This window comes from Duganella sp. 1411 (genome assembly GCF_017833525.1).
Classification (GTDB): Bacteria; Pseudomonadota; Gammaproteobacteria; order Burkholderiales; family Burkholderiaceae_D; genus Rugamonas.
Genome location: NZ_JAFICD010000002.1, coordinates 93,759 through 113,106, shown reverse-complemented (window position 1 = coordinate 113,106; position 19,348 = coordinate 93,759). Strand labels below are relative to the sequence as shown.

At 68.3% G+C, this 19,348-nt stretch carries 15 protein-coding genes; 10 read left to right on the top strand and 5 right to left on the bottom strand.

Annotated elements, in window-relative coordinates; translation table 11 throughout:
* Positions 1-8: 8 nt before the first annotated feature.
* The 9 genes from JOD97_RS12170 to JOD97_RS12130 all read left to right on the top strand — a co-directional run bounded on the left by JOD97_RS12170 (position 9) and on the right by JOD97_RS12130 (position 10,627).
* Positions 9-1,091 carry an ABC transporter ATP-binding protein gene (locus JOD97_RS12170; protein WP_209717695.1) on the top strand — a complete coding sequence of 361 codons (1,083 nt, stop codon included), beginning with the start codon at positions 9-11 and terminating at the stop codon, positions 1,089-1,091.
* A gap of 304 nt (positions 1,092-1,395) precedes the next feature.
* Positions 1,396-2,556 (top strand): DegT/DnrJ/EryC1/StrS aminotransferase family protein, encoded by a 1,161-nt coding sequence (locus JOD97_RS12165; RefSeq protein ID WP_209717692.1) that lies wholly within the window; start codon positions 1,396-1,398, stop codon positions 2,554-2,556.
* A complete protein-coding gene (locus JOD97_RS12160; RefSeq protein ID WP_209717689.1) occupies positions 2,553-4,289 on the top strand; it encodes a glycosyltransferase family 39 protein in 1,737 nt (578 codons plus the stop codon). Before JOD97_RS12165 ends, JOD97_RS12160 begins: the two co-directional genes overlap by 4 nt.
* A 62-nt stretch (positions 4,290-4,351) precedes the next feature.
* Positions 4,352-5,362, top strand: a complete 1,011-nt coding sequence (locus JOD97_RS12155; protein ID WP_209720279.1) for a glycosyltransferase — start codon at positions 4,352-4,354, stop codon at positions 5,360-5,362.
* Positions 5,359-6,309, top strand: a complete 951-nt coding sequence (locus JOD97_RS12150; protein WP_209717687.1) for a formyltransferase — start codon at positions 5,359-5,361, stop codon at positions 6,307-6,309. The genes JOD97_RS12155 and JOD97_RS12150 overlap by 4 nt, the downstream gene beginning before the upstream one ends.
* A complete protein-coding gene (locus tag JOD97_RS12145) occupies positions 6,306-7,358 on the top strand; it encodes a bifunctional UDP-4-keto-pentose/UDP-xylose synthase (RefSeq protein ID WP_209717684.1) in 1,053 nt (350 codons plus the stop codon). Before JOD97_RS12150 ends, JOD97_RS12145 begins: the two co-directional genes overlap by 4 nt.
* Entirely contained in the window at positions 7,358-8,320 is a 963-nt protein-coding gene (locus JOD97_RS12140) for a xylanase (protein ID WP_209717681.1), read from the top strand. Before JOD97_RS12145 ends, JOD97_RS12140 begins: the two co-directional genes overlap by 1 nt.
* 17 nt (positions 8,321-8,337) lie before the next feature.
* Positions 8,338-8,724, top strand: coding sequence for a GtrA family protein (locus tag JOD97_RS12135; RefSeq protein WP_209717678.1), 387 nt, complete (start codon positions 8,338-8,340; stop codon positions 8,722-8,724).
* A gap of 286 nt (positions 8,725-9,010) precedes the next feature.
* Entirely contained in the window at positions 9,011-10,627 is a 1,617-nt protein-coding gene (locus tag JOD97_RS12130) for a phosphoethanolamine transferase (protein ID WP_373999841.1), read from the top strand.
* 24 nt (positions 10,628-10,651) lie between these two features.
* Here JOD97_RS12130 and JOD97_RS12125 read toward each other — a convergent pair whose 3' ends face one another.
* Genes JOD97_RS12125 through JOD97_RS12110 form a run of 4 tightly spaced genes read right to left on the bottom strand, consistent with a single transcriptional unit; the run spans position 10,652 to position 15,445 of the window.
* Positions 10,652-11,431: a thioesterase II family protein gene (locus JOD97_RS12125; RefSeq protein ID WP_209717672.1), complete on the bottom strand. Its 780-nt coding sequence runs from the start codon at positions 11,429-11,431 to the stop codon at positions 10,652-10,654.
* 7 nt (positions 11,432-11,438) lie between these two features.
* A complete protein-coding gene (locus JOD97_RS12120) occupies positions 11,439-11,705 on the bottom strand; it encodes an MbtH family NRPS accessory protein (protein ID WP_209717669.1) in 267 nt (88 codons plus the stop codon).
* A 31-nt stretch (positions 11,706-11,736) separates the two neighbouring features.
* Complete coding sequence (locus tag JOD97_RS12115; RefSeq protein ID WP_209717666.1) at positions 11,737-13,926, bottom strand: TonB-dependent siderophore receptor; 2,190 nt, start codon at positions 13,924-13,926, stop codon at positions 11,737-11,739.
* Between the two features lie 25 nt (positions 13,927-13,951).
* Entirely contained in the window at positions 13,952-15,445 is a 1,494-nt protein-coding gene (locus JOD97_RS12110) for a diaminobutyrate--2-oxoglutarate transaminase (RefSeq protein ID WP_229264408.1), read from the bottom strand.
* A 332-nt stretch (positions 15,446-15,777) separates the two neighbouring features.
* On the opposite strand from JOD97_RS12110, the gene JOD97_RS12105 reads away from it, so the two are divergent.
* Complete coding sequence (locus tag JOD97_RS12105) at positions 15,778-18,132, top strand: penicillin acylase family protein (RefSeq protein ID WP_373999839.1); 2,355 nt, start codon at positions 15,778-15,780, stop codon at positions 18,130-18,132.
* A gap of 102 nt (positions 18,133-18,234) precedes the next feature.
* On the opposite strand, the gene fhuF is transcribed toward JOD97_RS12105, so the two are convergent.
* Positions 18,235-19,035, bottom strand: a complete 801-nt coding sequence (gene fhuF, locus JOD97_RS12100) for a siderophore-iron reductase FhuF (protein WP_209717663.1) — start codon at positions 19,033-19,035, stop codon at positions 18,235-18,237.
* Between the last annotated feature and the right edge of the window lie 313 nt (positions 19,036-19,348).

The window sequence follows — 19,348 nt, the reverse complement described above, 5'->3', positions numbered from 1 at the left end:
GGATCAACATGTCTAATGTAGCGATACGCAATCTGCAGATTCAGTTGGGCGGCACCAAGGTCATCGAGTCGCTCGATCTCGATGTCAAGTCGGGCGAATTCGTGGTGCTGCTCGGGCCTTCGGGCTGCGGCAAATCGACGCTGTTGCACAGCATCGCGGGCCTGATCGACACCACCGGCGGCCAGATCGAAATCGGCGGCAGGGACATGACCTGGGCCGATCCCAAGGACCGCGGCATCGCGCTGGTGTTCCAGTCGTACGCGCTGTACCCGACCATGAACGTCGAGAACAATATGTCGTTCGGCCTGCGCATCGGCGGCACGCCCAAGGCGGAGATCGCGCGCCGCGTGTCGCGCGCGTCGGACATGCTGCAGCTGGGGCCTTTGTTGAAGCGCAAGCCGGCCAACCTGTCCGGCGGCCAGCGGCAGCGCGTGGCGATCGGCCGCGCCATCGTGCGCGAGGCCGGCGTGATGCTGTTCGACGAGCCGTTGTCCAACCTCGACGCCAAGCTGCGCACGGAGCTGCGGCGCGAACTCAAACAGCTGCACAAGCAGCTCGGCGCGACGATGATCTACGTCACCCACGACCAGGTCGAGGCGATGACGCTGGCGCAGCGCATGGCGGTGATGCAGGGCGGCGCGGTGCAGCAGTTCGACACCCCGGCCAACATCTACAACGCGCCGGCCAACCTGTTCGTCGCCACCTTCCTCGGCTCGCCGGGGATGAATTTGTTCCGGGGCCGGCTGGAGCGGCAAGGCGCGCGCACGCTGTTCCGCAACGATCATCTTGCAATCGATGTGAGTGATTATCAATTCGGCCAGCCGCCGGCCGGCGCGCGCGATTGCGTGCTGGGGGTGCGACCGGAGGACATCGACATCGGCGACCCCGGTGGCGCCGGCGCCGCGCGTGCGCGCGTCTCGCTGGTGGAGGCGATGGGCGCGCACCGCGTGGTGTGGCTGGACTTCCACGGCACCCAGGTGGCAGGCCTGGTGCAGGACGCGCGGGTCGTCGAGACCGACAAGGACATCGCCTTTTCGATCGGCACCGCGCGGCTGTCGCTGTTCGACGCGGCCAGCGAACAGCGGCTTTGAAGACGCTATAAATTTGCTATCGATGTGGCGCATTGTGACAGCGTGATGACAGCAATATGACAGTAAGGTTTCCGGGTGTCTCCGTGGTTTTTGGCTGGCTGCGATGCCAGCTTTTTTTTCCTTCCGGTTTAACGTTTCCTTAACGACGATTCGGGTAGACTTCGGGTTTTCATCTCCAGAAAACCAGCGTGGTCTCAAAAAAAATAATTTTATGGCATAGCTCCGCAGGCCCCCGCGGCGTTCCATGCCAGTCCCGCCGTGCGGCACATTCCACCCCTGTCGCTTCGCAAGGCGGTTCCCGTCCATGACCCACGACCTGCAAGACACTCCGTTCCTGCCATTCTCACAACCTTCCATCGACGAGGCGACCATCGCCGCCGTCGGCGACGTGCTGCGCTCGGGCTGGATCACCAGCGGCCCCAAGGTGCGCGCCTTCGAGGAGCAGCTGTCGGCCTACTTCGGCGGTCGTCCGGTACTGACTTTCAATTCGGGCACCTGCACCATGGAGATCGCGCTGCGCGTGGCCGGCATCGGCCCCGGCGACGAGGTGATCACCACGCCGATTTCGTGGCCGGCCACGGCCAACGTCATCCTCGCCGTCGGCGCGACGCCGGTGTTCGCCGACATCGATCCGGTGACCCGCAACATCGATCTCGATTTGCTGGAGGCGGCCATCACGCCGCGCACGCGCGCGCTCATTCCCGTCCATCTATCGGGCCTGCCGGTGGACATGGACCGCTTGTACGACATCGCCAAACGGCACGGCTTGCGCGTGCTCGAGGACGCGGCGCAGGCGTTCGGATCGCGCTGGCACGGCCGGCGCGTGGGCGCGTTCGGCGACCTGGTCTCTTTCAGCTTTCAAGCCAATAAAAACCTGACCACGGGCGAGGGCGGCTGCCTGGTGCTCAACGACGCGCAGGAGGCGGCGCTGGCGGCCAAGTACCGCCTGCAAGGCGTCACCCGCAGCGGCGTCGACGGCATCGACGTCGACGTCCTGGGCGGCAAATACAACATGAGCGACATCATGGCGGCCATCGGCCTGGGCCAGTTCGCCAACATCGAGGCGGTCACGGCGCACCGGCGCGCGCTGGCGCGGCACTATTTCGCGCAGTTCGGCGACGGCTTCGAGGCCGCCACCGGCGCCCAATTGCCGGTCGCCGATTTCGAAAACAGCAACTGGCACCTGTTCCAGATCGTCCTGCCCGACCGCGGTCCCGGCACGCGCGCCGACTTCATGGAGGCGCTGGCGCGCCTGCGCATCGGCACCGGCTTCCACTACGCGGCGATCCACCTGTTCAGCCTGTACCGCGAGCGCGGCTTCAGCGAGGGCATGTTCCCGGTCGCCGAGCGCGTCGGCCGCCTGACGGTGACGTTGCCGATGTTTTACGCGATGACGACGGCCGACGTCGAACGCGTGGCCGCCGCCGTCAAGACGGTGCTGGCCGCGCCGGGGACGCCGCGATGACACCCGACCTGCTGGACGCCGGCACGGCCACGCAAGCGCGGCCCGCGCGGACGGCGCCGCTGTCCGGCGGAAAGGTGCTGCACGAGTCGCGCGCGCTGGTGTGGCTGCTGCTGGGCGCGTTCATCGTGGTCACGCTGTACGCGCTCGGCGTGCGCACGCTGGTGCCGCCCGACGAGGGCCGCTACGCCGAGATGGCCCGCGAAATGTTCGCCACCGGCGACTGGATCACCACGCGCCTGAACGGCATCAAATATTTCGAGAAGCCGCCGCTGCAGACGTGGATGAACGCGCTCACGTTCAGCCTGTTCGGCCTGGGCGAATGGCAGGCGCGTCTGTGGACCGGCTTGTGCGGCATCTTCGGCGTGCTGATGACGGCCTGGGCCGGGCGCGTGGTGTTCTCGCCGCGGGTCGGCCTGTACGCCGGCCTGGTGCTCGCGTCGAGCCTGTTCTGGCTGGCCTGCAGCCAGATCAGTTCGCTCGACATGGGCCTGGCCGGGATGATGACCGCCACCCTGGCCAGCGTGCTCATCGCCCAGCGCGACGGCGCCGGCGACGGCGAGCGGCGCGCCTGGATGCTGGCCGCCTGGGCCGGCATGGCGCTGGCGGTGCTGGCCAAGGGCCTGGTCGGCATCGTGCTGCCGGGCGCCGTGCTGGTGCTCTACACGGCCGCCGCGCGCGACTGGCACGTCTGGCGCCGTCTGCACCTGGGCAAGGGCTTGCTGCTGTTCGTCGCGATCGCCGCGCCGTGGTTCATCCTGGTCGGCCTGCGCAACCCGGAGCAGCCGCATTTCTTCTTCATCCACGAACATTTCGAACGCTTCCTGACCCCCGGCCACCGGCGCGAGGGCGCGTGGTATTACTTCATCGCGCTGCTGCTGCCCGGCGTGGTGCCCTGGCTGGGCTTGTTGCCGCACAGCGTGGCCGCCGGACTGGCGCGCCAGCCGGGCCGCTTCCAGCCGCGCCTGATGCTGCTGATCTGGGCCGGGTTCATCGTGTTCTTTTTCAGCTGCTCGAGCTCCAAGCTGCCCGGTTACATCGTGCCGGTGTTCCCGGCGCTCGCCTTGCTCACGGCCGTCTGCCTGGACACGGCCGGGCGGCGCGCGCAACTGGCCGCGGCCGGCCTGCTGGCCTTGATGGGCGCGCTGTTGCTGGTGGCCGTGCCGCTGGCGCTGGCCAAAGGCCACGGCGGCGACGAGCTGCGCGCATACCAGCCCTGGCTGCTCGGCGCCGGCGTCCTGCTGCTGGGCGGCGGCGCGCTGGCGTGGCGCCACGCGTGGCGCGCGCAACGCGATTTGACGGTGTTGACGATGGCCGTGGCCGGCTTCTGCGCGATCCACCTGGTGCTGGCCGGCTTCGAGGTGTACGGCAAGGGCCGCGCCGGCGCCGACCTGCTGCCGGCGATCCGCGCCGAGCTCACGCCCAAGACCAAGCTGTACGCGGTCGGCGGCTATGAGCAGTCGATGACGTATTATCTGGAACGGACCATGATCCTGGTCGACTACGGCGACGAGTTTACGTTCGGACTGGAGCAGCAGCCCGAATTGACGCTGCGCCGCATGGACGATTTCATCGCCCAATGGCGCAACGACGCCGCCGTCGGCGTGCCCGACATGGCCATCCTCGGCCCGGCGCAGTACGACATGCTGCGCGAGCGCGGCCTGCCGATGCGGGTGGTGGCGCAGGACCGCCGCCGGCTCGCGGTCTCCAACCAATTATCGAAGGAACGGCCATGAACGTTTCCGGTGTTTCCCCCATTTCCCCAAGCGCCGGTGTGGTGCCGCCCGCCATGCAAACCATGCAAGCTGAATTATCGATCGTCATCCCGGTCTACAACGAGCAGGCGACCTTGAGCGGCCTGTTCGCGCGCCTGTATCCGGCGCTCGACGCGCTGGGCATCCGCTACGAAATCGTGTTCGTCAACGACGGCAGCCGCGACGGCTCGGTGTCGCTGCTGGCCGAGCAGTTCCGCCGGCGGCCGGACGTCACGCGGGTGGTGCTGTTCAACGGCAATTACGGCCAGCACATGGCGATCCTGGCCGGCTTCCAGTCCGCGCGCGGCCAGATCATGGTCACGCTCGACGCCGACCTGCAAAACCCGCCCGAGGAGATCGGCAAGCTGGTGGCCAAGATCCGCGAGGGCCACGATTACGTCGGCTCGATCCGGCGCGTGCGCCAGGACACGGCCTGGCGCACGCTGGCGTCGAAGGCGATGAACCGGCTGCGCGAGCGCATCACCAACATCCGCATCACCGACCAGGGCAACATGCTGCGCGCCTACAGCCGCAACGTCATCGACCTGATCAACCAGTGCGCCGAGGTCAACACCTTCGTGCCGGCGCTGGCCTACACCTTCGCGCGCAACCCGGCCGAGGTCGTGGTCGAGCATGAGGAGCGCGCGGCCGGCGAGTCCAAATATTCGCTCTACAGCCTGATCCGGCTCAACTTCGACCTGGTGACGGGCTTCTCGCTGATCCCGCTGCAGATGTTCTCGATGCTGGGCATGGCGCTGTCGGGCGCCTCCGGCATTCTGGTGCTGTGCCTGCTGGTGCGGCGGCTGCTGCTCGGCGCCGAGGCCGAAGGCGTGTTCACCTTGTTCGCGCTGGTGTTCTTCCTGATGGGCGTGATCCTGTTCGGCATCGGCCTGCTGGGCGAATACATCGGCCGCATCTACCAGCAGGTGCGCGCGCGGCCCCGCTACGTGGTGCAGGCGATCCTGGAGGAAGCGGCGCCGGAGTGCGGGCAGGCGGCGCCGGCGGGCGACGTTGCCAACCTGGTGCCGCTGGAGAAGCGCGGGGTGGGGCGGTGACGGCGCTTGGCGGGACGGCGCGCGCCGTCGTGTTCGCCTACCACGACGTCGGCGTGCGCTGCCTGAAGGTGCTGCTGGCCGGCGGCGTCGACGTCGCGCTGGTGCTCACGCACGACGACGATCCGGCCGAGAACATCTGGTACGGCTCGGTGCGGGCGCTGTGCCGCGAGCGCGGCATCGCCACGGCGGTGTATGCCGATCCGGCCGACCCGGCGCTGCTGGCGGCGGTGCGGGCGGCGCGGCCGGATTTCCTGTTCAGTTTTTATTACCGCCACATGCTGCCGGCCGCCGTGCTGGCGGTGGCGCCGGCGTTCAACATGCACGGCTCGCTGCTGCCGCAATTCCGTGGCCGCGCGCCGGTCAACTGGGCCGTGCTGCACGGCGCCGACCGCACCGGCGCCACCTTGCACGAGATGACGATCAAGCCCGACGCCGGCGCCATCGTGGCGCAGACGGCGGTGCCGATCCTGCCCGACGACACCGCCTTCGAGGTGTTCGGCAAGGTCACCGTGGCGGCCGAGCAGACCTTGTGGGGCGTGCTGCCGGCGCTGCTGGACGGCACGGCGCCGCGGCGCGACAACGACCTGCGCCAGGGCGGCTACTTCGGCGGGCGCAAGCCGGCCGACGGCCGCATCGACTGGCGCTGCGACGCGCAGACGGTCTACAACCTGCACCGCGCGGTGGCGCCGCCGTATCCGGGCGCCTACACCGAGGTGGGCGGCGTGCCGCTGACCCTGGTGCGGGCGCGGCTGGCACCAAATAGAACGAAGGACCTGGCGCCCGGGCTGCACGTGGTCGACGGCGCCATCGTCGGCGTGTGCGGCGACGGTGGCATGCTGGCCATCTCGTCGCTGAGCGCCGGCGGGGTCGAGGTCTCGGCACAAGAATTACACAACATGCTGGCCCTGGCGGCGGCGCATTCTGACATCACCAAGAAAATCTCATGAAAAAAGTCCTCATCCTCGGCGTCAACGGCTTTATCGGCCACCACCTGTCCAAGCGCATCCTCGAGACCACCGACTGGCAGGTGTACGGCATGGACATGCACACCGACCGCATCACCGGCTTGCTCGAGAACGAGGCCTACAAGTCGCGCATGCACTTCTACGAGGGCGACATCACGATCAACAAGGAGTGGATCGAATACCACGTCAAGAAATGCGACGTGATCCTGCCGCTGGTGGCGATCGCCACGCCGTCGACCTACGTCAAGCAACCGCTGCGCGTGTTCGAGCTCGATTTCGAGGCCAACCTGCCGATCGTGCGCTCGGCCGCCAAGTACGGCAAGCACCTGGTGTTCCCGTCGACGTCGGAGGTCTATGGCATGTGCCACGACGACGAGTTCGACCCGGAGCGCTCCGAACTGATTTGCGGCCCGATCAACAAGCCGCGCTGGATCTATTCCAACGCCAAGCAGTTGATGGACCGCGTGATCTGGGGCTACGGCATGGAGGGCTTGAACTTCACGCTGTTCCGGCCGTTCAACTGGATCGGCGCGGGCCTCGATTCGATCCACACCGCCAAGGAGGGCTCGTCGCGCGTGGTGACGCAGTTCTTCGGCCACATCGTGCGCGGCGAGGCGATCTCGCTGGTCGACGGCGGCGCGCAGAAACGCGCCTTCACCTACATCGACGACGGCATCGACGCGCTGGTGCGCATTATCGCCAACGCCGGCGGCGTCGCCAGCGGCAAGATCTACAACATCGGCAACCCGGCCAACAATTATTCGATCCGCGAGCTGGCCCACATGATGCTGGAGCTGGCCGCCGACTATCCCGAGTACGCGACCGCGCTCGACAAGGTGAGGATCGTCGAGACGACTTCCGGCGCCTACTACGGCGAAGGCTACCAGGACGTGCAGAACCGCGTGCCGAAGATCACCAACACCTGCGAGGAACTGGGCTGGACGCCGACCACCAACATGGCCGACGCGCTGCGCCGCATCTTCGACGCCTATCGCGGCCAGGTCGCGCAGGCGCGGGCGCTGATCGACTGATGGCGGCGACGACACCGCTGCTGACGCTCAAGATCGACGTCGACACCTTCCGCGGCACCCAACTGGGCGTGGGCAACCTGGTGCGCATGCTGGGCGCGCACCGGGCCAACGCCACGTTCCTGTTCTCGCTCGGACCGGACCACACCGGCTGGGCGCTGCGGCGCGCGCTGCGGCCCGGATTTTTCAGCAAGGTCGCGCGCACCTCGGTGGTCGAGCACTACGGCCTCAAGACGCTGATGTACGGCACCTTGCTGCCCGGTCCCGACATCGGCCGCCGTTGCGCGGACGAGCTGCGCGCGGTGCGCGATGCCGGCTTCGAATGCGGCATCCACACCTGGGACCACGTGCTGTGGCAGGACAACGTGGCCACGCGCGACGCCGCCTGGACCGAGGCCATGATGCGCAAGGCGGCGCGCCGCCACGTGGAGGTGTTCGGCGCCGAGGCGCACACCCATGGCGCGGCCGGCTGGCAGATGAACGCCGCCGCCTTCGCCGAGCACGACGCGGCCGGCTACCGCTACGCCTCCGACGGCCGCGTGCCGCTCGACGAGCGCGGCGCGCTGCGCGACCCGGCCAGCGGTCCGCACCGCCTGGTGGCGGGCGGCCGGGCCTTGCGCTGCGTGCAGTTGCCGACCACCTTGCCCACGCTCGACGAGCTGCTCGGGCGCGACATCGACGGCAAGACCATCACCGTCGACAACGTCGCTGAACATCTGCTGGCGCTGACGGCGGAGTGCCGCCGCGACCATGTCTACACGCTGCACGCCGAGCTGGAAGGGCAAAAGCTGGCGCCCGTGTTCGAGCGGCTGCTGCATGGCTGGCGCGCGCAAGGCTACCAGTTGGCCGCCATGGGCGACTACTATGAAAAAATCAAGGGCACGGATCTGCCGACCGTGCCGTTGGGCTGGGGCGAGCTGCCCGGGCGTTCCGGGCGCCTGATCATGCAGGGCGGGATGCCTTGATGCCGGACGGTCGCCCAATGCCGAGCCACACCGTGCTGGCGCAGTTCCTGCGCTTCGCCATGGTCGGCGCCTCGGGCACGGCGGTGCAGTACGCGGTGTTGTGGTTAGGCGTCGAACGCTTTGGCGTTGGCGCCGCCGCCGCGTCCGGCGCCGGCTATCTGCTGGGCGCGGTCGTCAATTATGTGCTCAACTATTTCTTCACGTTCGGCAGCCGCCACTCCCATCTGCGGGTAGCCAGCCGCTATTTCAGCTTGCTGGCGGTGGGCTGGTGCCTGAACACGGCCCTGATGTGGCTGTTGGTGCAGGAGGCGCACTGGTATTACTGGGTGGCGCAGGTGCTGACCACGGGCCTGGGATTGTTGTTCAATTTCGCCGGCAGCCGCTGGTGGGCGTTCCGGCCGTAGCGCCGCCATCCATGCTGCAAGCAACCCCGCCGGCCCCGAACCGGCATTCCCGGCGGCTTCCGCGCGCCTTGTTGCCTCCTTGATACGCCTGTTGGCCATTCCGGCGATCTGATCCACAATGTTCCGACGTACACGCAGTCTGGTGGCGGGGCCGATTTCGTAGGGCGGATTAGGCGGACCGCCGTAATCGGCCATCGATGAGCCGCCGTAACGCATGCATGGCGGATTACGCTGCGCTAATCCGCCCTACGTGGTTCCGATGCGCGTTTTAAGTCAGGAGTCGGCAGTGGAACACATCACGTCGGAATGGTCGAACTATCTCGCGCTGCGCCCGTGGCAGTTGACGTCGGCCGCGGCGGCGTTGCTGGTGCTGTTCTATAACCATGGTTTCTGGCAGGCCTTCGCGGCCGCCACCGGCGGCGCGGCGCCCGCCAACGCGATGCTGTATCTGGGGACGTTCGCGATGCTCGCGCTGGTGTTCAACGCCTTTCTCAGCGTGGCGGCCTTCCGCTACGTGCTCAAGCCGGTATTGATCGCGCTGTTCTTCGTGGCGGCGGCCACCAGTTATGTGGTCGACCGGCATGGCGCGCCGGTCGATGCGTCGGCGCTGGGCGAGGCGCCGCCGTGGACGCTCGCGCTGATGGGCGCGCTGCCGTCGCTGCTGGTGTGGGCTGTCACGGTGCGTTTTCCGTCGGTGCCGCGCGGGGCGCTGGTCAACGCCGGCGTGGCGCTGGCGTCGTTGTGCGCGGCGGGCGCGCTGTTGCTGGCGTTGTTCCAGACGCTGGCGCCGGCCGTGCGCGACCACCGCGAAATGCGTTTGCTGCTGACCCCGGCCAACGCGGTCCAGGCCGGCCGCAAGTATCTGAGGCAGGCATGGGCGCGGCCGCCGGTGGTGGCGCCGCTGGGGCGCGACGCCGTCAAGGGCCGGCTGTGGGCCGGCCACACCCGGCGCACCGTGACCGTCGTGGTGGTCGGCGAGACGGCGCGCGCGGCCAACTTCTCGCTCAACGGCTACACGCGCGACACCAATCCGTTGCTGGCGCGGCAGGCCGGCCTGGTCAACTTCAGCAACGTGCGCTCGTGCGGCACGGCCACGGCGGTGTCGGTGCCGTGCGTGTTTTCCGGCCTGCCGCGCGGCGACTATGCCAAGCGCAAGGCGCGCTCGCGCGAGGGCTTGCTCGATGTGCTGGGCCACGCCGGCCTGGGCGTGCTGTGGCGCGATAATAATTCGGGCTGCAAGGGCGTTTGCGACCGCGTCGCCTACGAGGACTTGTCGCGGCCGGCGGCGGGCGACCCCCTCTGCGACGGCGGGGAGTGCTACGACGAGCGCTTGCTGCGCGGGTTGCCGGAGCTGATACGCGAGGCCACGCGGGATTTGGTGATCGTGCTGCACCAGAAGGGCAGCCACGGTCCGGCGTACTGGAAGCGCTATCCGGCCGGTTTCGGGCGTTTCGGGCCGGTCTGCCAGAGCGACAAGCTGGCGGCATGTTCGAGCGCGGCGATCGTGGCGGCGTACGACAACAGCATCGCCTACACCGACTACTTTTTGAACAAGGCGATCGACATGCTGCGCGCCAGCGCCAGGGAAGACGGCGTCGACACGGCGCTGATGTATTTTTCCGACCACGGCGAGTCGCTGGGAGAAGAAAATTTCTATCCGCATGGCGCGCCGTACGTGTTCTCGCCGGAAAAGCAGCGGCACGTGCCGTTCATGGTGTGGCTGGACGACGGTTTTCGCGACCGCTTCAAGGTGGACCGGCGCTGCCTGGAAGCGCGGCGTGACCAGGATTTTTCGCACGACAACGTGTTCCACTCATTGTTGGGAATGTTGAACCTGAAAACCGTCGTCTACAATTCCCAACTGGACCTGTTTCATGCCTGCATGCCAGCCCGGCAGTCATAGTGGATACGTCGGAGCATGCGTCATCTAAACCACGTAGGGCGGATTAGCGCAGCGTAATCCGCCAAGCTCCGTCGGCGGCCGCAACCGCGTCGCCACCCCACCAGCGGCCAGCCGCTGCCTCAACCCCCGCACCAGCGTTTGCAGCACCGCGTCGCGCCGCTCGCGCAAATAGAAATGCCCACCCGGGAACCAATGCAGCGCGAACGCGCCGCCGGCCTCGCGCTGCCACGCCACCACGCGCTCGCCGCCGAGGTCGTCCTGGCGGCCGACCAGCACCTCCAGCGGCATCGGCAGCGGCGTGCCGGCGCGGTAGGTGAAGCTTTGGCACAGCTTGTAATCGGCACGCAGGATGTCCAGGGTCATGGCCATCAATTCCGGACTGTCGAACACTTCTTGCGGCGTGCCGCCGTGGCGCCGCATGGTGGCGATCAGCGAGGCGTCGTCGGTGCGGGCGAAACGCTCGGCATCGCGCCGCGACGGCCCGGCCGTGCCGGAGGCGAACAGCATCAGCGGCAGCGGCGCGCCGGCCAGCAACTGTCGGCGCGCCACGCCGTACGCCAGCAGGGCGCCCATGCTGTGGCCGAACAACGCGTACGGCTCGCGCATCGCGCCGGCGTGTTCCCGGCACAGTTGCGCGACCAGGGCATCGAACTCCTCGGCGCAGGGCTCGCCGATGCGGCGGCCCCGGCCCGGCAGCTCGACCGGCACCAGCTTGATCCAGTGCGGCAGCCTGGCGCGCCAGCCCAGGTACATCATGGCGCTGGCGCCCGCGTTGGGCAGGCACAGCAGATTGACCGTGCGCATGCCGCCGTCAGGCCGGGTTGGCGCCGGAGGGGGCCGCCGACCCGGGCGCTTGCAGCCCCTGAGCGGCCATCCACTCGCGCAGCGAGCGGGGACGCATGTCGGTCCACGTGCTTTCGATGTAGTCGAGCACGGTTTTCTTGTCGCCACGGACGCCTTCGACGGCGTTCCAGCCGCCGGGGACGGCTTTCCAGTGCGGCCACAGCGAGTATTGGTCTTCGTGGTTCTTGAGGACGATGAAGGTTTCGTCTTCGCGGTCAAAGCAGCTTGTCGACATGTTCGGTTTCTCCTTGAGTTGGATGGGATATTTACCAGCGGTAGCTGGCCGTCAGCGCCAGCGTGCGCGGCGCGCCGTAAGCGCAGCCGCGGCCGTAGCAGGGCGACGGCACGTAGCGCTTGTCGGCCAGGTTGTTGGCGTTGAGCGCGTACTTCCAGTTGCCCAGCTCGTAGCTGAGCACGGCGTCGAGCAGCGTGTAGGCCGGCTCCGGCGGCACGCCGAAGATGTTGCCGGGACGGTCGCCGACGTAGCGCACGCCGACGCCGGCCTTGAGCGGCGCGGCGCCCAGGCCGGCAAAGCTGTAGTGCACCCAAGCCGAGGCGGTGTTGCGCGGCACGCTGATCTGGCGCGCGCCCAGCTCGTCGGGGTTGTTGGTCTTGGTGGTCTTGGCGTCGATGTACGAGTAGGCCGCCACCAGCTCCAGGTTGCGCATCGGCGAACCCTTGGCCTCGAGCTCGACGCCGCGCGAGCGCACCGCGCCGGTCTGCACCGAATAATTGTCGGGGTCGACCGGGTCCGGGGTTTGCACGTTGGTCTGCGTCAGCTGGTACAGCGCGCCCGTCAGCAGCAGGCTGCTGTTGGCCGGCTGGAAGCGCACGCCGGCCTCGTATTGCTTGCCGCGCGTCGGCTTGAACATTTCGCCGGTGCGGCTGACGCCCTGCTCGGGCGCGAACGATTGGCTCACGCTGAGGTACGGCGAGATGCCGTTGGGGCCCAGGTAGACCACCCCGGCGCGGCCGGTGTTGGCGTTGTCGCGCTGGGTGGTGGTGTCCGGCCCGGCCAGCAGGTCGGCCTGCACCTGGCGGGTGCGGTCGTGGCGCCCGCCCAGCAGCACCACCCATTTGTCGGCGAACTTGATCTGGTCCTGCAGGTAGACGCCGGTGGCGTACTGGCGCAGGCGCCACATGTCGGTCGGCGTGGCCGTGCCGCGCGGGCCGCCGTAGACCGGCGCGTAGGCGTCGATCGGGGCGAAGGCGGTGTTGGCGCGGTCGCTGTCGTGGTGCTGGCTCAGGTAGTCGACGCCGGCCAGGATGGTGTGGGCGACGCCGCCGGTGTCGAGCTTCCAGGTCAGGTTGGTGTCGATGGTGACGGCGTTGGTGTGGTCGCTGAACTGGCGGCCGCGGCGGCGGATCGTGCGCAAGTCGTCGTTGACGCCGAGGATCTGGTAATACTTGTAGTCGAGGTCGGAGCGGAAGTAGCGCATGCCCTGGTTCAAGGTCAAGCTGTCGCTGAACGCGTGGGTGAACACGTAGCCGATGGTTTTTTGCGTGTTGTCGAAATAATTGAAGTCCGGCTCGCCCAGGTAGCGCGCGACCGGCAGTTTGCCGTTGGGGTTGTACAGCAGCGAGCCGGCGATCGGCAGGTTGCCGTTGTCGGTGACCTTGCTGTGCTGGTAGCTCGACAGCAAGGTCAGCGAGGTGGCCGCCGACGGCCGCCAGGTCAGCGCCGGCGCCACGTAGGTGCGGTCGTTGTCGCCGAAGTCGACCACGCTGTCGCCCTGGCGCGCCAGGCCGGTGAGGCGGTAGGTCCAGACGCCGGCGTCGTCGAGCGCGCCGCCGTAGTCGCCGGCCACCTGGCGGCGGCGGTCGCTGCCGACGGTCACGCTCAGTTCCTTGAGCAGGTCGGCCGACGGCCGCTTCGACACGGTGTTGATGACGCCGCCCGGGGCGCCGGTGCCGTACAGCAGCGAGGAGGCGCCCTTGAGCACCTCCACGCGCTCGAGGCCGTAAGTTTCCTGGGCGCCGTTGTAGACGTTGGGCTGGTATTTCATGCCGTCGCGCAGGATGCCGCCGGAGAACGGCTGGACCTCGAAGCCGCGGATCATGAACGATTCGGTGCTCAGCGCGCCGTAGGAACCCTGCTCGGCCGAGACGCCGGCCGTGTAGCCGAGCGCGTCCTGCAGGCTGCGCGCGCCGGTGTCCTGGATCTGGTCGGCGGTGACCACCGAGATCGCCTGGGCCACCTCGTTGAGCGGGGTGTCGGTCTTGGTGCCGACGGCGCTGCGGCCGGCCTGGTAGCCGATCACCGGGCCGGTGGCGCTCTCGCCGGCGCGCGCGCCCTGCACCTTGATCTCGCCGAGCACGCTGTCGGCGGCGGGGGCCGGGGTTTGCGCCAGCGCCTGGGCGGACAGGCCCAGCAGCGCGCATTGCAGCGCCAGGCCGAGGCGGCGGCGCGGGAAGGGGGGACGGGTGCTGCCGGTGTTGCTCACTGTATTTTTCATCGTGCGGATCTAGGGTGGAGGAAAATCATGCGGCGCGCGCCGTGGGGGCGTCGCGTCGCGGCTGGCTGGTTTGCTGGCTAATTTGTTGGCTTTGCTGGCTGTGCAAGGCGGCGCCGACGGCGGCCGCGAAAATCTCGAAGACGTGGTCGAGCTGGGCCTCGGTGATGACCAGCGGCGGCAGCATGCGCACCACGCTGCCGTTGCGCCCGCCCAGTTCGACGATCAGGCCGCGGCGCAGGCATTCGGCCTGGATGGCGGCGGCCAGCGCGCCGGCGCTGGCCGGGTGGCCCATGCTGGTGGCCGGCTGGGCCGGATCGATGATCTCGACGCCGATCATCAGGCCGCGTCCGCGCACGTCGCCGATGGCCGGGTGGTCGCGCTGCAGCTGGCGCAGCTGGCCCATGAAGCGCAGCCCGGCGCGCGCCGCGTGCGCCACCAGTTCCTCGGAGCGGATGTGGCCGATCGTGGCCGAGCCGGCCGCCATGGCCAGCTGGTTGCCGCGGAAGGTGCCGGCGTGGGCGCCCGGCTGCCATTGATCGAGCTCGCCCTTGTAGACCACCACCGACAGCGGCAGGCTGCCGCCGATGGCCTTCGACAGCACCAGCACGTCGGGCGTGATGCCGGCGTGCTCGAAGGCGAACATCGCGCCGGTGCGGCCGAAGCCGGTCTGCACCTCGTCGACGATCAGCGGCACGCCGGTGCGCGCGGTCAGTTCGCGGATGCCGCGCACCCAGGCGTCCGGCGCCGGGATCACGCCGCCTTCGCCCTGGACCGCCTCGAACACCATGCCGGCCGCGTTGGGCACGCCGCCCTCGGGATCGGTCATGACGGTTTCGATGTAGCGCAGCCCGGCCTGCAGGCCGGCCTCGCCGCCGATGCCGAACGGGCAGCGGTAATCATACGGGTAGGGCAGGAACTGCACGCCCTGCAGGCTGCCGTGGAACGGTTTTTTCGGGCCCAGGCTGCCCATCAGGGTCAGCGCGCCCTGGGTCATGCCGTGGTAGGCGCCGTGGAAGGCCAGCATGGTGCCGCGTCCGGTGGCCAGCTTGACCAGCTTCAGGGCCGCCTCGACGGCGTCGCTGCCGGTCGGGCCGCAAAACTGGATCTTGGCGCCGCGCGCGAAGTCGGCCGGCAACACCTCGAACAGGTCTTGCACGAAGCGGTCCTTGACCGGCGTGGTCAAATCCAGCGTGTGCAGCGGCAGGCCGGCGTCGAGCACGGCGCGGATGGCGGCCACCACCACGCGGTGGTTGTGGCCCAGCGCCAGGGTGCCGGCGCCGGCCAGGCAATCGATGAAGACGCGGCCTTCGGTGTCTTCGACATAGATGCCGTGGGCGCGTTTGAGCGCCAGCGGAATGCGGCGCGGATAGCTGCGCGCGTTCGATTCGGTGCGCTGCTGGCGTTCGAGCAGGGGATTGGTGGACAGCGTGTAGGGGTGTTGCAGCGCCTGGTGGCGCAGCGCCAGTTCGCGTTCGGCGGCGCCGTCGGCGGAAACGGTGGGCAAGGTCATGGACATCATGATGTCTCCGGTGGGTTGCGTTCGGACCGGCCGTTGGGGCCGTATGCAGGTATGACGAGCGGCCCGTGGGTTTGTTTAGGTCCTTTTTAACCCGCAGGGCCAACCGGGGTCGTACCCCGCATGGGGTACGACCCCTAAGTGGTGCGACCCCTAAGTGGTGCGCTGGCGTCTCGCTAAAGGCGTGCCGGGTTGGCCGGTAGGATTAAACAAAAAATGCCGCCATGCGTCTGAACAGTGGGGCGCCGCCCGGCGCCGACAGCGGATTGAGGGGATTTGGCATGCGGGAACGGTTTTCGGGGATGTGGCGCCGGCTGGCCGCCGGTGGCGCTGGCGTGGCGGCTATCGGAATGGCGGGCATGGCGGGCGCGCAGGCGGCGCCGTCGGCACCGGCCGGGGTCGAGGTGCGCCGCACCACGGACGGTATTCCGCACGTGCTGGCCAGGGACTGGCGCGGCCTCGGTTATGGTTACGGCTACGTTCAGGCGCAGGACGCGCTGTGCACGCTGGCCGAGGCGTTCGTCACCTTCGAGGGCCGGCGCTCGGCGTTTTTCGGCGCCGAGGGGCGCCCGGCGGCCAGTTCGACCTTCGGCCGGCCCACCAATATCGAGCTGGATTTCTTCTTCCGCGCCAACGCCGACGCGGCCATGGTGGACGCCACCCGCGCCCGCCAGCCGGCGGCGCTCAACGATATGATCGCCGGCTATGCCGACGGCTACAACCGCCACCTGCGCGAGGCGCGCGCGGCCGCCGGCACGGCTGGCGGCGGGGCGCTGCCGGCCTGCCTGGGCCAGCCCTGGGTGCGCGAGATCGGCGCGGCCGACGTCTACCGCCGCATGTACGCGGCCGCCATCGCCGGCGGCTACGCCCGCTTTATCGCCGAGATCGCCAGTGCGCGGCCGGGCGCGGCCGGCGAGGCGCCGCCGGCCGCGCAGGGCGGCCTGGCCGCGTTGCTGGCGCCCAGGGTGGGCGGCGAACCGGGCCTGGGCAGCAATGTGATCGCCTTGGGCCGGGAGGCCAGCGGCGGCGACGGCGCCGTGCTGTTCGGCAATCCGCACTGGTATTGGGGCGGACCGGACCGGTTTTACCAGGCGCAGCTGACCATTCCGGGCAAGATCAACGTGGCGGGCGTGTCGTTTCTCGGCATTCCGGTGATCATGCTCGGCTTCAACGAGCACGTGGCGTGGAGCCACACGGTGTCCGACGCGCGCCGCTTCGGCCTGTTCGAGCTGGCGCTCACGCCCGGCCGGCCGACCAGCTACCGCTACGAGGGCCGCGACGAGGCCATGGGCGAGCGCGACATCGCCATCGAGGTGCGCGGCGCCGACGGCGTGCTGCGCGAGCAGCGCCGCACCTTGTATACCAGTCGCTTCGGCCCGCTGATCGATCTCGGCCCGCGCAACGCCGCCTTCGGCTGGAGCGCGCGCCGGGCGCTGGCGATCCGCGACGTCAACGCCGACAACTTCCGCATCTTCCGCAACTTCTTCCACTGGGCCGGCGCCCGCTCGCTGGACGACTTCATCGCCATCCAGAAGCGCGAGGCGGCGATGCCGTGGATTAACACCGTGGCGATCGGCCGCGATGACGGCCGCGTCTGGTTCAGCGACATCGGCAATGTGCCGAACGTGCCGGACACGCTGCGCGCCGACTGCACCACCGAGCTGGGGCGGGGTTTCGCGCAGCTGGACGCCGCCGTGCCGTTCCTCGACGGCAGCCGCGCGGCCTGCGGCTGGCGTGTCGATCCGCGCGCCGTTCAGGCTGGCGCGATGGCGGTGGCCGACATGCCGGGCCTGCTGCGCGACGATTACGTCGCCAATATGAACGACAGTTACTGGCTCAGCAACCCGGCCCGGCCGATGGAGGGGTATCCGCGCACCATGGGCGGGGAACGGCTGGCGCTGTCGCCGCGCGGGCGCTACGGCCATCTGCTGGCGCAATCGCTGCTGGCGGCCGGTTCGCGCTCGGGCCTGGCCTTGAGCCTGCGCGTGAGGGATGCCACGCTCGATCCGCGTTCTTATGCCGCCGAGCAATTCAAGGATGGTTTGCTGGAGGGCGCTTGTGTGGTGGAGCCGGGGCAGCCGGCCCAGGAGGATTTGTTGGCTGGTTGCGCCGTGCTGCGCGGTTGGAATAACCGTGCCGATGCCGATGCGCCCGGTGTGTTGCTGTGGGGCGCGTTCTGGCGGCGCCTCGATGCCATGCCGGAAGCCGAGCTTTATCGCACACCGTTCGATGCCGCCGCGCCGCTGGCGACGCCGGCGGGTGTGGATGGCACCCGGCCGCGCGTGCGACAGGCGCTGGTGGCGGCGGTGCAGGATCTGCGCGCCAAGGGTTGGCAGGCGGGGGCGCCACTGGGCGGGGTGCAGTTTGTGCGGGCTGGCGACGATAAGGTCGGTGTCTACGGCGGTTGCTCGGCGGCGGGTTATTTCACCATCGCTTGCAGTCACCGCAAGGATGGTTCGCTGGATGGTTTGGCTGAGGGTAATAGTTATCTGCAGGTGGTCAGGTTTGGCACGGATGGGGTGCGAGCGCATACGATGTTGGCGCACGGCGAGCAGGAGGGCGCGCTGGCCGGCGGCGTGGGCGCGGAGCCGTTGTTGCGCTATGCGCGCAAGGATTGGCTGGCGTTCCCGTTCAGCGAGCGGGACATCGCGGCCGACCCGCAGCTCAAGCGGCAGGTGCTGCTGCCTTGATGCGCCCGATTACGTCTGAATCACGTAGGGCGGATTAGCGCAGCGTAATCCGCCATGCATGCGCCGTTGGCGGCTCATAAATGGCGGATTACGGCGTTCCGCCTAATCCGCCCTACGTGTTTTAGATATTTTAAATGGTTGCGGTGGTTTAGATGTTTTTGATGGCAGATACGCCGGGTCCAGCGGGCAGCGCCCGCAATAGCCCTCTCCAGGCAACAGGTAATACAGGCAGCACTGACGGTGCAGCGTGACCTGCCGTTCGCCGCCGTCCTCCGCCGGCACCAGCACCGTGCGCGCCCGCGTGTACAGCGGATTGCGTCCGCCGTCCGGCCTTAGCGGCTGCTCCAGCAGCGCGGCGCCGTCCCGCGCCGCCAACTTCCCCGCCGCTTCCGACAGCTCGCCCGCTTCCCTGAACAAGTTGTCCAGAAATCGTGCGACATTTCCCCATAAAATCTTTTCCGGCACCCGGCAGCGCCGCGCCAGGCGCGCGAACAGCGGCGCCAGATGCTCTGTCAGCAAGGCGTGGTAGCGTCGGTGGGCGTCGGCGCCGGGCAGGGCGGCGCCTTCGCCGGCGACATGAAACGCGACCGCCGCGCCGTGTTCGTCGAGCGTCAGCGCCATGTCGGCGGCCGCCGCCGGGAAAACATGCCCCAGCAAGGTGGCGGCCGCCGCCACCGGTGGCAACAGCGCCTCCAGATAGGCGTTGCTCCACGCCGAGGCGGCCGGTCGCATATCGTCCGTATCCAGATGCGCGGCGTGGCGGCGCACCAGCATGTCGAGCAGCGCGTCGTCGGCGATCAGCCGGGTGACGGCGACCGCGCCCTCCGGCGCCGAGCCGCAGCTCAGGGTGTCGCCGTACGGACGCCAGTCGCCCTGAAAGATTGGTTCGAGCAACGCGATCACGGCGTGCCCCGGTGAAAGAAGGTCATGCGACAATGACGAACCGGCCCGGCAAAAATTCGGTCATGCGCGGATTTGCGCGAAACCGGCGCGGGGTGAGGGGGTAGCGCTGCGGGCTCCTTGTGGTAAACCTTCGCTTTTCGCCTCTCTTTTCTTCTCTTTTCTTCTATTTAGCCCTCAAATTTGGAGAATCCGTGAAAAGCGAAGAAAAGAGAGGAAAAGAGAAGAAAAGAGAAGCCGAAAGAGAGGGTTTACCACAGTGACTCGGATACGCACACCCCACACACACATCCCTTTATCAACGGCTTTTTCGCCG